Below are 12,281 nucleotides of genomic sequence, written 5' to 3' on the forward strand. Positions count from 1 at the left end.
TTGGTGCGTCGATAATTGAGGAGGGCCGGTGGACACGAATCTCACCGCTGCCTATGACCGGTGTCGTGAGCTGCACAAACGGCACGGGCGTACCTACTATCTCGCCACCCGGTTGCTCCCCGCGTGGAAACGACGACATGTGCACGCCCTCTACGGATTCACGCGGTACGCCGACGAGATCGTCGACCGCACCGAGGACCTGCCACCGGCCGAGCGGGCCGCCCGGCTCGACGACTGGGCCAGCCGGTTCGTGGCCGGTCTGCACGGTGCGCCGGTCGACGACCCGCTGCTGCCGGCCGTGCTGCACACGATCGCCATCTTCGATCTCGACCGGGACGACTTTGCGTCGTTTCTGACGAGCATGGCGATGGACCTGACCGTCACCTCGTACGCGACGTACGACCACCTGCTCGACTACATGGAGGGCTCGGCGGCGGTGATCGGCACCATGATGCTGCCGATCCTGGGCAGCACCGATCCGGCGGCCGCCCGTGAGCCGGCTCGGCAGCTCGGCTTCGCCTTCCAGCTCACCAACTTCATCCGCGACGTCGCCGAGGACCTCGACCGGGGTCGCACCTACCTGCCCGACGAGGACCTGGCGAAGTTCGGCGTCACCCGCGAGGACCTGGCCGAGGCCAGCGCCCGCGGGCGCGGAACGCCCCGGACGCGCGAGCTGATCGAGTACGAGGTGACCCGGGCGCAGGCGCACTATGCCGCCGCCGCGCCCGGCATCACCATGCTCGCGCCGGCGTCGCAGGCGTGCATGCGCACCGCGTACGCCCTCTATGGCGGCATCCTCGACGAGGTTGCCGCGCAGGACTACGACGTCTTCACCCGCCGGGCCCTGGTGCCGCAGCGGCGGCGGATGGCGGTGGCCGCCCGCGCTCTGCTCACCCCGACGGGTACCCCGGTCACGATCCCCGGGCCGACGGTCCAGCCGGCGGCCCGATGACGGCGGGCACCGCGATCGTGCTCTTCACCCGCGACCTGCGGGTGCACGACCACCCGGCGCTGGCCACCACCTGCGCGGCGTTCGACCGGGTGGTGCCGCTGTACGTGCTCGACCCGGCTCTGGCCGGCTTGTCGGCCAACCGCACCCGGTTCCTGCACCAGGCGCTCGCCGACCTGCGCGACGCGCTGCGCGAGCGCGGCGGTGACCTGGTGGTGCGGCGCGGCGACCCGGTGGCCGAGACGATCCGGTTGGCCGGCCAGGTCGGCGCCACCGCCGTGGCACTCTCCGCCGACGTCAGCCGCTACGCCCGTCGGCGGGAGCGGCGACTGCGCGCCGAGTGCGAGCGGCACCGGCTGCGCCTGCGGCTCTTTCCGGGGCTGACGGTCGTCGAGCCGGGTGCGTTGCGCCCCGGCGGCGGCGGCGACCACTACCGGGTGTTCAGCCCGTACCACCGGGCGTGGGCGTCCGCGCGGTGGCGCGAGGAGTTGGCCGCACCCCGCCGGATCACGCTGCCCGACGGGGTGCGCGTGGGTCGGGTGCCGGCCCCGCCGGCCGGGGAGTCACCGGACGCGGCCGTCGGCGGCGAGCGGCTCGCCCGACAGCGGCTCACCGACTGGCTGCCCGAGCTGGGCCGGTACGACGACCAGCACGACGACATGGCCGGCGACGACACCTCCCGACTCAGCCCGTACCTGCGCTTCGGCTGCCTGTCCCCGCTGTCGGTGGCCAACCGTGCCGGCGACCGGTCCGGGCCCTTCGTCCGGCAGGTCTGCTGGCGCGACTTCTATTACCAGGTCACCGCCGCGTTTCCGGAGATCTCGACGGCCGCCTACCGGCGGGGTGCCACCGAAGAGTGGCGCTACGACGATGACGCCCTGTCGGCCTGGGCCGAGGGGCGGACCGGAATGCCGATCGTGGACGCCGGGATGCGGCAGATGCGGGCGCAGGGTTGGCAGCACAACCGGGCGCGGCTGATCACCGCCGGCTACCTGACCAAGCACCTGGGGCAGGACTGGCGGGCCGGTGTCGGGGTCTTCTTCCGCTGGCTGCTCGACGGGGACGTGGCCAACAACTCGGGCAACTGGCAGTGGGTCGCCGGCACCGGCAACGACACCAAGCCGTACCGGGGGTTCAACCCGGTCCGGCAGGCCGAGCGGTACGACCCGGCCGGCGACTACGTGCGCCGCTGGGTGCCGGAGCTGTCGGAGGTGCCGGGCAAGGCCGTCCACCAGCCGTGGAAGTTGCCCGACGACCTCCGCCGCACGGTGGACTACCCGCCGCCGCTCTCCGTACCCGGCACCGACCCGGTCTGGCTGCGCTGAGGCGACGACGCGTCAGAGCACCGAGTGCAGGGCCTCGGCCAGCTCGTCGACCCGGTCGTGTTCCGCGAGCAGCGCCGTGGCGTACGCGAGGCAGTAGCCGCGCACCGGGTCGGCCCAGGCGCTGCTGCCACCGAGCCCGCCCATGCCCCAGCTGCCGTCCGGCTCCCACTGCATACCCAGCGTCCACCGGGCCCGGCGGTCCAGCACCAGGTCCGGCCCGTCGTACTGGACCCGGGTGGCCTCGTCGACGAGGCCGGGGCTGAAGAGCCGTACGCCGTCCAGGACGCCACCGGCCAGCAGGCCGGCGTAGAGCCGGGCCAGGCCGGCGGCGGTGGCGTGCAGGTTGACCGCCGGCATCTCGGCGGCCCGCCACAGCGGGCTGTTCAGCACGGCGAGGTCCAGCCCGCCGGCCGGGTTGCCCATCGCCCGCGCCCGCAGTGAGCCGGGCTCGCCGAGCTGCCGGCTCGGCCACTGTGGGTCGCCGTAGCGCAGGTCCGCGCAGCGCCGCTGATCCGCCTCGGCCAGCCCGAAGCCGAGGTCGAGCTGCCACGGGCCGGCGATCTCGTCGGCCAGGAAGCGGCCCACGCCGCGGCCGTCGACCCGGCGGACCAGCTCGCCCACCAGATGGCCGTACGTCCAGGCGTGCTCTCCGGCCAGCGACCCGGGCGGCCACTCGGGGTCGGCGGCGGCCAGGTCGCCCGCCAGCAGCGCCCAGTCGGTGATGGCGGCCGCCGGCCGGGGCACCGGAAAGGCCGGCAGCCCGGCGGTGTGCGACAACACCTGCCGCACGGTGGCCGGGGTGCGGAACTCCGGCCAGTACCTCTCGACTGGCGAGTCGAGGTCGACCTGTCCCCGGTCGACGAGCAGCAGCAGGCAGAGCGCGGCCACGGGCTTGCCGACCGAGTAGACGTTGACCAGCGTGTCCGGCCGCCACGGTTGGTCGGACGGCCCGTCGGCGGTCCGGGAGCCGCCGACCAGGTCGAGCACCGGCTGGCCGTCGTACCAGACGGTCAGGCTGGCGCCGGACTCCCGGCCGGAAGCGAGCAGGTCGTGGAAGCAGTCCCGGACGGGGTCGAAGCGTGCAGGCATCGGATCACCGTAGGCGGTCCGACGGCGTTACCGTGCCGACTTTTCCCGACCCCGGTGGTCGGGGAGAGACCGCTGGGGGATGCTGTCTCGATGGCGGAGCCGGAGCTGGTGGATGTGATCGTGGTGGGGCTCGGGGTCGGCGGCGAGGAGGTGGCCGGGCGGCTCGCTGAGGCCGGCCTCAGCGTGGTCGGCGTCGAACGGGACCTCGTCGGCGGCGAATGTCCGTACTGGGGCTGCATCCCGAGCAAGATGATGATCAGGGCCGCCAACGCGCTGGCCGAGGCGCGTCGGGTCGACGGGCTCGCGGGCACGGCGCAGGTCCGGCCGGACTGGGCGCCGGTGGCGAAGCGGATCCGCGAGGAGGCCACCGACAGCTGGGACGACACGGTCGCGGTCGAGCGGTTCACCGGCAAGGGCGGCCGGTTCGTCCGGGGCAGTGGCCGGCTCGACGGCCCGGGTCGGGTCCGGGTCGGTGACCAGGTGTTCCAGGCCCGGCACGGCGTCGTCCTGGGCACCGGCACCCGGCCTTCGGTGCCGCCGATCGACGGCCTGGCCGACACGCCGTACTGGACCAACCACCAGGCGATCGAGGTCGAGCAGCTGCCCGAGTCGCTGCTGGTGCTCGGTGGGGGCGCGATCGGGCTGGAGCTGGCCCAGGTCTTCGCGCGCTTCGGCGTCCGCGTCACCGTGGTGGAGGCGCTGGACCGGGTGCTGGCCGTCGAGGAGCCGGAGGCGTCCGAGGTGGCCGCCGCCGCGCTGCGCGCCGACGGCGTCGAGATCCACACCGGCGTACGGGCCGAACGGGTCGAGCACGATGGCGACCGTTTCACGCTGCACGGCGGCGGTGGGGCGGAGTTCACCGCCGAGCGACTGCTCGTGGTGACCGGCCGCCGGGCGCACCTGGAGGAGTTGGGGCTGGACAGCGTCGGTGTGGACGCCACCCAGCGTTACCTGCCGGTGGACGACCGGCTGCACGTGACCGACGGCGTCTGGGCGGTGGGCGACCTGACGGGCGAGGGGGCGTTCACCCACATCGCCATGTACCAGGCGGGGATCGTCGTGGCCGATCTGCTGGCCCACGCCCGGGGGGCGACGGCGGGGGCCGACGCCAGCGGGACCGCCAGCGTCGTCGGCGGTGCGATGGGCGCTTCCAGTTCGCTGGCCGCCAGCGGGTCGAGTGGGTCGGCCGGCACCGTGCCGCGCGCCGACTACCGCGCGCTGCCCCGGGTGACCTTCACCGATCCCGAGGTCGGGGCGGTGGGGCTGACCGAGCAGCAGGCCCGCGAGCGTGGCATCAACGTGCAGGTCGGGTTCACCAAGCTGGGCAGCTCGACCCGTGGCTGGATCCACCAGGTCGGTGACGAGGGTTTCATCAAGCTCGTCGCGGACGCCGACCAGGGCGTGCTGATCGGCGCGACGTCGGTCGGCCCGGCCGGTGGTGAGGTGCTGTCGGCGCTGGTGGTGGCGGTGCACGCGGCCGTGCCGCTGAGCCAACTGCGGCACATGATCTACGCGTACCCGACCTTCCACCGCGCCATCGAGGACGCGCTGCGCGACCTGTCCTGACGGTGGCGTGCCGCTCTGTGTGCTGCCGAGCGTTGGGGCTGACCGCTCGACTCGGTCAGCCCGGGGTGTCGTCCTCCGTTGGGCGAGGCTGGCGGTACTTCTTGATCCAAGCCTCGACATCCTCGGCCAACCAGACCTTCGTCCCTCGTAGCTCCTGGTACGGCTTCGGGAAGGTGGGATACCGGGCAAGCTGCTGGAATCGCTGGCGCGAGACGCCCAGGCGTTCGGCGATCTCGTACGGCCCCATGAGCTGACCCGGCCCTCGGTCCATGGCCCGAACGTAAGACGACCTAGCCTTTCCTTTTGGCTATTGCCAGTTGACTAATTCGTCCGGGGTGGCGACTGTAGGCGTATGACCCGACGTGTTTCTTACGCCGAGTACCTGACGGCGGTCGCGCTGACGCTGGCTCGCCGGCACAAGCCGGTGTGGTCGTGGGTCAGGTGGCGGAACGTCTGCCGGTGTGGGAACGAGTTGCCGTGCCGAGTCAGGCATCGCGTCCCGATCAATCGCGGGCACTGGCCTGGCGAGGAGCGGTGACGACGTCGGCACCTCGTCCGGGAGATGTCATGCTGATCGGGGCCGCCTGTTCGGTGCAGTTCACGGGTGAGCGGGCCCTCCTGCTGCGGCTGGTGTCACTGGGCGAGGTCGACCCGTACACCGGCTGGCTCTGGATCACGGGTTATGCGCTCGACGCGCAGGGGTTGGCGAGGGCCAAGCGCGAGCTGTTTGTCCGAAGAGCCGGGCTGCGCGTCCAGCGCCGGGTCGAACCGGCGGTCGGGCGTTCACGACGATCCAGTCCGCGCCTGACGACGTGACTCAGAATCTGACTGTCGACTGGCGAGCGCGGTGCGACAGCCGGACCGCAAACTTTGCCTCAATTGCCGTTCATTTCTTTCATTCTGGTGACGTACGATTGCGCCCGTGACTAAGCGGTTGACTGAAGTTGCCAAGAAGGCGGGCGTCAGCGAGGCCACCGTCAGCCGGGTGCTCAACGGTCGGGACGGCGTCTCCGAGACGACCCGCACGGCCGTGCTGACCGCGCTGGACGTGCTCGGCTACGAGCGACCGACCAAGCTGCGCGGCGAGCGTGCCCGGCTGGTCGGGCTGGTGCTGCCCGAGCTGCAGAACCCCATCTTCCCGGCGCTCGCCGAGGTCGTCACCGGCTCCCTCGCACAGCGCGGCTACACCCCGGCGCTCTGCGCCCGCACAATCGGCGGCGTGTCCGAGATGGACTACGTGGAGATGCTCCTCGACCACCAGGTCTCCGGGGTGATCTTCGCCGGTGGTTCGTACGCGCTCGCCGACGCCCGGCACGACCACTATCGGAGGCTCACCGATCGGGGCCTTCCGGTGGTGCTGGTCAACGCCGGTGTGGACGAGTTGGGCTTTCCGCGCGTCTCCACCGACGACGCGGTGGCGGTGGAGCAGGCGTACGGGCATCTGCGTTCGCTCGGCCACGAGCGGATCGGGATGGTGCTCGGCCCGGAGGGGCACGTGCCGTCCCGCCGCAAGCTGGACGCGATGGTCCAGGTTGCGGGCTGGGGCGAGGGCGACGCTGAGTGCGTCCAGCGCTCCAGCTTCTCCATGGAGGGGGCGCGGGTCGCCGCGACGAAGCTCGTCGAGCGTGGCGTCACGGGCATCATCTGCGCCAGCGACGTGCTGGCCCTGGGCACCATTCGAGCCGCACGGCGGCTGGGTCGTGCGGTGCCGACGGACATCTCGGTGGTGGGCTACGACGACTCGGCGTTCATGACCTGCACCGACCCGCCGCTGACCACGGTGCGGCAGCCGATCGAGACGATGGGTCAGGCCGCCGTGGATCTGCTGGTCACCCAGATCGAGGGCGCCGGCGTCCTCCAGGACGAGCTGCTGTTCGAACCGGAGCTGGTGGTTCGCGGTTCCACCGCGCCCGCCCCCGGCCGCTGACGATGCCCCTGCCGTACTGACCGCCAGCCCCGTCCGGCCGTCGACCGCTCATCGCGGTCGGCGGCTTTTTTTTGCGTCCATAAGCGATCAAATCCGGCGTAAAACAAGCGACTGTCGGTCTCTGTCGTCAAGAAGTCGTGTCCTTTCAACACACGGTCGACACCTTGCTGAAATGAGTCGGCCTCGTTACAGTGACTCCACTCACACCTGGCTCCGGCGCAGCTACAGGGCGTCAGGTCGCATCACCGCAGATCAGCGCACCTCATGGAGACACCCGTTCCCGAAGGGATGGACAGATGTCCGTACCGCAATACCGAAGGGCTGCGGCGCTGGCGCTCGTGGCCGGCCTGGGGTTCAGCCTCACGGCATGCTCCACGAAGAGCGACGACAAGGGCACGACCGCCGGCGGCAAGGTCACCATCACGGTCGACTGCCAGCCGGTCGGCGCACAGAAAGAGTTGTTGAAGAACTGGAACGACGATGTCGTCGAGTTCCAGAAGCAGAACCCGGACATCGTCGTCAAGAGCGTGAGCGTCGGCGAGCAGTGCAACAACCCGCCGGACTTCACCGCCCGCCTCGCCGGCGGCACCGTGACCGACGTGTTCTACGGGTACATGACCGATCTCCAGCAGGTGCTCGACTCCGGTCAGGCGATGGACATCAGTGGGGTCGTCAACAAGGACACGATCCCCACCTGGGACAGCGTCGACCCGGCGCTCAAGGAGGCCTTCACCGACGGCGGCAAGCTGTACGCCGTCCCGGTGAAGAACTACTCGATGGGCCTGGTCTACAACAAGGTCCTGTTCCAGAAGGCCGGGCTCGACGTCAACAACCCGCCCAAGACCTGGGCCGACGTCCGGGCCGCCGCCAAGAAGATCTCCGCCCTCGGCAACGGCATCGCCGGCTACTCCGAGTACAGCGCCGGCAACACCGGCGGCTGGCACTTCACCTCGCTGCTCTACTCGCAGGGTGGCCAGGTGCTGTCCGCGGACGGCAAGAAGGCCGACTTCAACAACGCGATGGGCAAGCAGGTCCTGCAGAACATCAAGGACATGCGGTACGGCGACAACAGCATGGGCTCCCGCCAGCTGCTCCAGTGGGGTGACCTGCTGACCAACGCCGGCGCGGGCAAGGTCGGCATGTTCATCGGCGCCCCGGACGCCACCCAGGCGATCGTCAGCCAGTTCCAGGGCAAGTTCCAGGACTGGGCGATGGCCCCGCTGCCCGGCCAGGACGGTCCGGCGAAGGGCACGCTCGGCGGCGGCGAGGGCTACTTCTTCAAGAAGGACCTCTCTCCCGAGCAGGTCAAGGCCGGTCTGAAGTGGATCGCTTACCAGAAGCTCACGCCGGGCAAGGGCCAGTTCGACTACGTCCGGGCCAAGCCGCAGAACTACCCGGTGGGTCTGCCCCAGCCGCTGCTGTTCGCCAACGGCAGCGAGGCGCAGAAGCAGGAACTCGAGCTGCGCAAGGCGAACGCGAACGTCGACACCGCGAACTTCGCCATCTTCGAGGCGACCCCGGTGCCGATCAAGGGTGAGCCGCGCAACGCGCAGGCGATCTACGCGGTCCTCGACGCCGCGATGTCCGGGGTGCTGACGAACCCGAACGCGAACATCGACGCGCTGCTGAAGACGGCCGAAGAGAAGGTCAACCAGCTCCTGGCCGCCGAGAGCTGACCGGCAGGTGTGGGGGTCGGTCCACCGGCCCCCACACCCCGCGCCGCACCGTCCGCGTCACTGACTTCCGCAGGAGTTGCCTTGGCGATCACCGCCGTCCCCCAGGCCCCCAGGAAACCGGGTCGCCCGATGTCGCCGTACGCGACAGGGCCGCAGCGCACGAGCCTCGGCCGCAAGGTACGGGACAACCTCGCCGGGCACGCGTTCCTGATCGGCGCCGTGCTCTGCTTCGTGGTCTTCTCCTGGTACCCGATGATCCGCGGCATCGTCATGAGCTTCCAGCGGACCAGGCGCGGCGAGACGACCTGGGTGGGCTGGGACAACTACTCCCGCCTCATCGCCGACCCCAGCTTCTGGCCCGCCTGGAAGAACACGCTCTACTTCACTGTGCTCGCGCTCGTGCTCGGGTACGCGGTGCCGTTCTTCGTGGCGATCCTGCTCAACGAGTTCCGCCACGCCAAGGGTTACCTGCGGGTCCTGGTCTACCTGCCGGTCATGCTGCCGCCGGCCTCGGCGCTGTTCCTCTTCAAGTTCTACGCGTACGACCCCAGCGAGGCGGGGTTGTTCAACGCGATCCTCACGGCGCTGCACCTGCCCACGTCGCAGTGGATGCAGTCGCCGGCGATGACGATGCCGGCCATGGTGATCGCGTCCACCTGGATGAACATGGGTGGCGCCGTCCTGATCTACCTGGCGTCGTTGCAGAACATTCCCGGTGAGCTGTACGAGGCGGCAGAGCTCGACGGCGCCGGGATCTGGCGGCGGATCCGCCACGTGACGATCCCGCAGACCCGGCTGATCCTCGCGCTCCTGGCGATGCTGCAGATCGTCGCCACGATGCAGCTCTTCATCGAGCCACTGATCCTCGCCAACGGCGCGGGCGCGGAGGATTCCGCGACCTCGGTGGCGTACCTCATCTACCAGCACGGGTTCTTCCAGAACGATCTCAACGGCGCCGCCGCGCTGGGCGTGATCATGCTCGTGGTGCTGGCCGGCTTCTCCGCCGTGTACGTGCGACTGACTGCGAAACAGGACTAGGACGGCGCCCAATGGCACAGGATTCCGGTACCCGGACCCTCATCTCCCACTCCCAGCTGAGCCGGGGGCGCGGCAAGGTCATCTACTGGACGCTGCTCGTGGTCGTCGTGGCGGGCTTCACGCTCGTCTTCCTCGGGCCCCTCTACTGGATGGTCACCGGCGCGCTCAAGTCCGGCCAGGAGATCGCGCAGACCCCGCCGTCGCTGTTCCCGAAGGACCCGCAGCCGCAGAACTACATCGACGCGTGGAACAACCTCGCCCTCGCCAAGCTGCTGTTCAACACCTTTTACTACGCCATCGGGGCGGTGCTGTTCCAACTCGTCTTCGACAGCGCCGCCGCGTACTCCCTGTCGAAGCTCCGGCCGATCTTCGGCAACGCGATCCTCGCCCTGATGCTGGGCACCCTGATGATCCCGGCGATGGTCCTCATCGTTCCGCAGTACGTGACGGTGCTCGACCTGCCGATCCTGCACATCAATTTGCTCGACTCACCGTTCGCGATCTGGCTGCCGATGGTCGCGAACGCGTTCAACATCTTCCTGCTGAAGCGGTTCTTCGACTCGATCCCGGAGGAGCTGATGGCCGCCGCCCTGATGGACGGGGCGACGTCGCTGCGCACGCTCTGGTCGATCATCCTGCCGCTGTCGCGTCCCATCCTCGGCGTCGTCTCGATCTTCGCGGTGACCGCGGTCTGGAAGGACTTCCTCTGGCCGAAACTGGTCATGCCGTCGCCCGAGACCCGGACGGTCAGCGTCGGCATCTACACCTTCGCGGGTGGTACGCCGATGAACGTGGTGATCGCCGCGTCGGTCATCGCCGCCATCCCGACTGTCATCATCTTCCTGATCTTCCAACGGAACATCATGTCCGGCCTGACCACGGGCGGCATCAAGGGATAGCCCACGACCGCATTCACCCGCGCGGCGAACAACGACCGTTCGTCCCGACACATATCTCCCTCCGGCGAACCCGCCGACGTACTGACGCAGAAAGCAGGTGCTCGTGTCCACAGCTGACAGAAGTCCGTGGTGGCGTGGAGCCGTGATCTACCAGGTGTATCCCCGGAGCTTCGCCGACGGCAACGGCGACGGCATCGGTGACATCGCCGGCATCCGGTCCCGGCTGAACCACCTGTCCGCGCTCGGCGTCGACGCGATCTGGTTCAGCCCCTGGTATCCGTCCCCGATGGCCGACGCCGGGTACGACGTGTCCGACTACCGCGACATCGATCCGGTCTTCGGCACGCTCGCCGAGGTGGAGGCGTTGATCGCGGAGGCGCACGACCTCGGCATCCGGACGATCGTCGACGTGGTGCCCAACCACTGCTCCGACGCGCACCCGTGGTTCCAGGCCGCGCTGGCCGGCGGCCCGGGAGCGCCCGAGCGGGACCTGTTCTGGTTCCGTCCCGGCCGCGGCCCGAACGGTGACCAGCGGCCCACCGACTGGATCGGCGAGTTCGGCGGCGAGACCTGGACCCGCACCACCAACCCGGACGGCACGCCCGGCGACTGGTACCTGCACCTGTTCGCCCCCCAGCAGCCCGACTTCAACTGGGACCACCCCCGGGTGCGGGCAGAATTCGAGGACATCCTGCGGTTCTGGTTCGACCGGGGCGTCGACGGCATCCGGATCGACTCCGCCGGTCTGCTGGTGAAGGACGGGACGCTGCCCGAGGTCCGACCGGACCACCAGCACCCGTTCCACGACCTCGACGGCGTGCACGACATCTACCGGGGCTGGCGGCGGGTCGCCGACTCCTACGCCGATCGCGCGCTGATCGGTGAGGTGTGGCTGCCGGACCGGCAGCGGTTCGCCAACTACCTGCGCCCCGACGAGCTGCACGCGGCGTTCAACTTCGACTTCCTCGGCTGCGCCTGGGACGCGTCCGCGCTGCGCGAGAGCATCGACGGGACGCTGAGCGCGCACGCGCCGGTCGGCGCACCGGCCACCTGGGTGCTGTCCAACCACGACGTGACGCGGCACGTCACCCGCTACGGCCGGGCGGACACCACGTTCAGCTTCGCGGCCAAGCGCGAGGGGATCCCTACCGACCTGGAGCTGGGCACCCGCCGGGCGCGGGCCGCCGCGCTGCTGTCGCTGTCGCTGCCCGGCGCCGCCTACGTCTACCAGGGCGAGGAGCTGGGGCTCTGGGAGGTCGAGGACATCCCGTACGCGCTGCGGCAGGACCCGATGTGGGAACGCTCCGGTCGGATCGACCCCGGTCGCGACGGCTGCCGCGTGCCGCTGCCGTGGGCCGGTGACGAGCCGCCGTTCGGGTTCAGCCCCGACGGGGCGGCGGCGCCCTGGCTGCCCCAGCCGGCCGACTGGAAGGACCGGACGGCGCTGGCGCAGACCGGCGACGCGGCCTCGATGCTGGAGCTGTACCGGGCGGCGATCCACATCCGGCGGGCCGAGGCGGCGCTCGGCGACGGTGAGCTGACGTGGCTGCCCGCCCCGGACGGGGTGCTGGCGTTCAGCCGTGGCGGTGGCTTCCGCTGCCTGGTCAACCTCACCGACGCGGCGGTGCCGCTGCCCGCCGACGGGGAGCTGCTGCTGGCCAGTGGCCCCCTCGACGACGGTCTGCTGCCGTCGGACACGGCCGTCTGGCTGCGTACCCCCGGAGCGGAGGACGGACCGCGCGCGGACGCCGCCGCCCTGACCTGATCCGACCGACGTGGTGCCGGCGGTCCCGTCCCGGCCGCCGGCACCAC

11 protein-coding genes are annotated in these 12,281 nt (G+C 70.3%); 9 read left to right on the plus strand and 2 right to left on the minus strand.

What is annotated here, in order from left to right:
* Positions 1–28: 28 nt before the first annotated feature.
* Together ABZU53_RS08275 and ABZU53_RS08280 are read left to right on the plus strand one after the other, a co-directional pair.
* Positions 29–952 carry a phytoene/squalene synthase family protein gene (locus tag ABZU53_RS08275; protein WP_354853533.1) on the plus strand — a complete coding sequence of 308 codons (924 nt, stop codon included), beginning with the start codon at positions 29–31 and terminating at the stop codon, positions 950–952.
* Positions 949–2,274, plus strand: coding sequence for a deoxyribodipyrimidine photo-lyase (locus ABZU53_RS08280; RefSeq protein ID WP_355064664.1), 1,326 nt, complete (start codon positions 949–951; stop codon positions 2,272–2,274). The genes ABZU53_RS08275 and ABZU53_RS08280 overlap by 4 nt, the downstream gene beginning before the upstream one ends.
* A gap of 12 nt (positions 2,275–2,286) precedes the next feature.
* Here ABZU53_RS08280 and ABZU53_RS08285 read toward each other — a convergent pair whose 3' ends face one another.
* Positions 2,287–3,363, minus strand: coding sequence for a serine hydrolase domain-containing protein (locus ABZU53_RS08285; protein ID WP_355064666.1), 1,077 nt, complete (start codon positions 3,361–3,363; stop codon positions 2,287–2,289).
* Between the two features lie 90 nt (positions 3,364–3,453).
* Here ABZU53_RS08285 and ABZU53_RS08290 point away from each other — a divergent pair, with 90 nt between their 5' ends.
* Entirely contained in the window at positions 3,454–4,929 is a 1,476-nt protein-coding gene (locus ABZU53_RS08290; protein WP_355064668.1) for an FAD-dependent oxidoreductase, read from the plus strand.
* A gap of 55 nt (positions 4,930–4,984) precedes the next feature.
* Here ABZU53_RS08290 and ABZU53_RS08295 read toward each other — a convergent pair whose 3' ends face one another.
* Positions 4,985–5,200 (minus strand): hypothetical protein, encoded by a 216-nt coding sequence (locus ABZU53_RS08295; RefSeq protein WP_354853544.1) that lies wholly within the window; start codon positions 5,198–5,200, stop codon positions 4,985–4,987.
* Between the two features lie 296 nt (positions 5,201–5,496).
* Here ABZU53_RS08295 and ABZU53_RS08300 point away from each other — a divergent pair, with 296 nt between their 5' ends.
* From ABZU53_RS08300 to ABZU53_RS08325, 6 genes are all read left to right on the plus strand, one after another.
* Complete coding sequence (locus tag ABZU53_RS08300; RefSeq protein WP_354853547.1) at positions 5,497–5,745, plus strand: hypothetical protein; 249 nt, start codon at positions 5,497–5,499, stop codon at positions 5,743–5,745.
* A 106-nt stretch (positions 5,746–5,851) separates the two neighbouring features.
* Positions 5,852–6,856, plus strand: a complete 1,005-nt coding sequence (locus ABZU53_RS08305) for a LacI family DNA-binding transcriptional regulator (protein ID WP_354853550.1) — start codon at positions 5,852–5,854, stop codon at positions 6,854–6,856.
* A 296-nt stretch (positions 6,857–7,152) separates the two neighbouring features.
* A complete protein-coding gene (locus ABZU53_RS08310) occupies positions 7,153–8,532 on the plus strand; it encodes an extracellular solute-binding protein (RefSeq protein WP_354853553.1) in 1,380 nt (459 codons plus the stop codon).
* Between the two features lie 129 nt (positions 8,533–8,661).
* Positions 8,662–9,570 (plus strand): sugar ABC transporter permease, encoded by a 909-nt coding sequence (locus ABZU53_RS08315; RefSeq protein ID WP_354853555.1) that lies wholly within the window; start codon positions 8,662–8,664, stop codon positions 9,568–9,570.
* A gap of 11 nt (positions 9,571–9,581) precedes the next feature.
* Positions 9,582–10,469, plus strand: coding sequence for a carbohydrate ABC transporter permease (locus ABZU53_RS08320; RefSeq protein ID WP_355064670.1), 888 nt, complete (start codon positions 9,582–9,584; stop codon positions 10,467–10,469).
* Between the two features lie 142 nt (positions 10,470–10,611).
* Entirely contained in the window at positions 10,612–12,234 is a 1,623-nt protein-coding gene (locus ABZU53_RS08325; RefSeq protein ID WP_355064672.1) for a glycoside hydrolase family 13 protein, read from the plus strand.
* Positions 12,235–12,281 lie beyond the last annotated feature (47 nt).

Origin of the sequence: Micromonospora sp. NPDC005194 (genome assembly GCF_040608335.1) — a bacterium.
Lineage (GTDB): Bacteria > Actinomycetota > Actinomycetes > Mycobacteriales > Micromonosporaceae > Micromonospora.

What these genes read in the sequence shown, in the direction of transcription:
- ABZU53_RS08280 (WP_355064664.1), top strand. Translation starts at nt 949, where the DNA reads ATGACGGCGGGCACCGCGATCGTGCTCTTCACCCGCGACCTGCGGGTG.
- ABZU53_RS08300 (WP_354853547.1), top strand. Translation starts at nt 5,497, where the DNA reads ATGCTGATCGGGGCCGCCTGTTCGGTGCAGTTCACGGGTGAGCGGGCC.
- ABZU53_RS08315 (WP_354853555.1), top strand. Translation starts at nt 8,662, where the DNA reads ATGTCGCCGTACGCGACAGGGCCGCAGCGCACGAGCCTCGGCCGCAAG.
- ABZU53_RS08320 (WP_355064670.1), top strand. Translation starts at nt 9,582, where the DNA reads ATGGCACAGGATTCCGGTACCCGGACCCTCATCTCCCACTCCCAGCTG.
- ABZU53_RS08310 (WP_354853553.1), top strand. Translation starts at nt 7,153, where the DNA reads ATGTCCGTACCGCAATACCGAAGGGCTGCGGCGCTGGCGCTCGTGGCC.
- ABZU53_RS08295 (WP_354853544.1), bottom strand. Translation starts at nt 5,200, where the DNA reads ATGGACCGAGGGCCGGGTCAGCTCATGGGGCCGTACGAGATCGCCGAA.
- ABZU53_RS08290 (WP_355064668.1), top strand. Translation starts at nt 3,454, where the DNA reads ATGGCGGAGCCGGAGCTGGTGGATGTGATCGTGGTGGGGCTCGGGGTC.
- ABZU53_RS08285 (WP_355064666.1), bottom strand. Translation starts at nt 3,363, where the DNA reads ATGCCTGCACGCTTCGACCCCGTCCGGGACTGCTTCCACGACCTGCTC.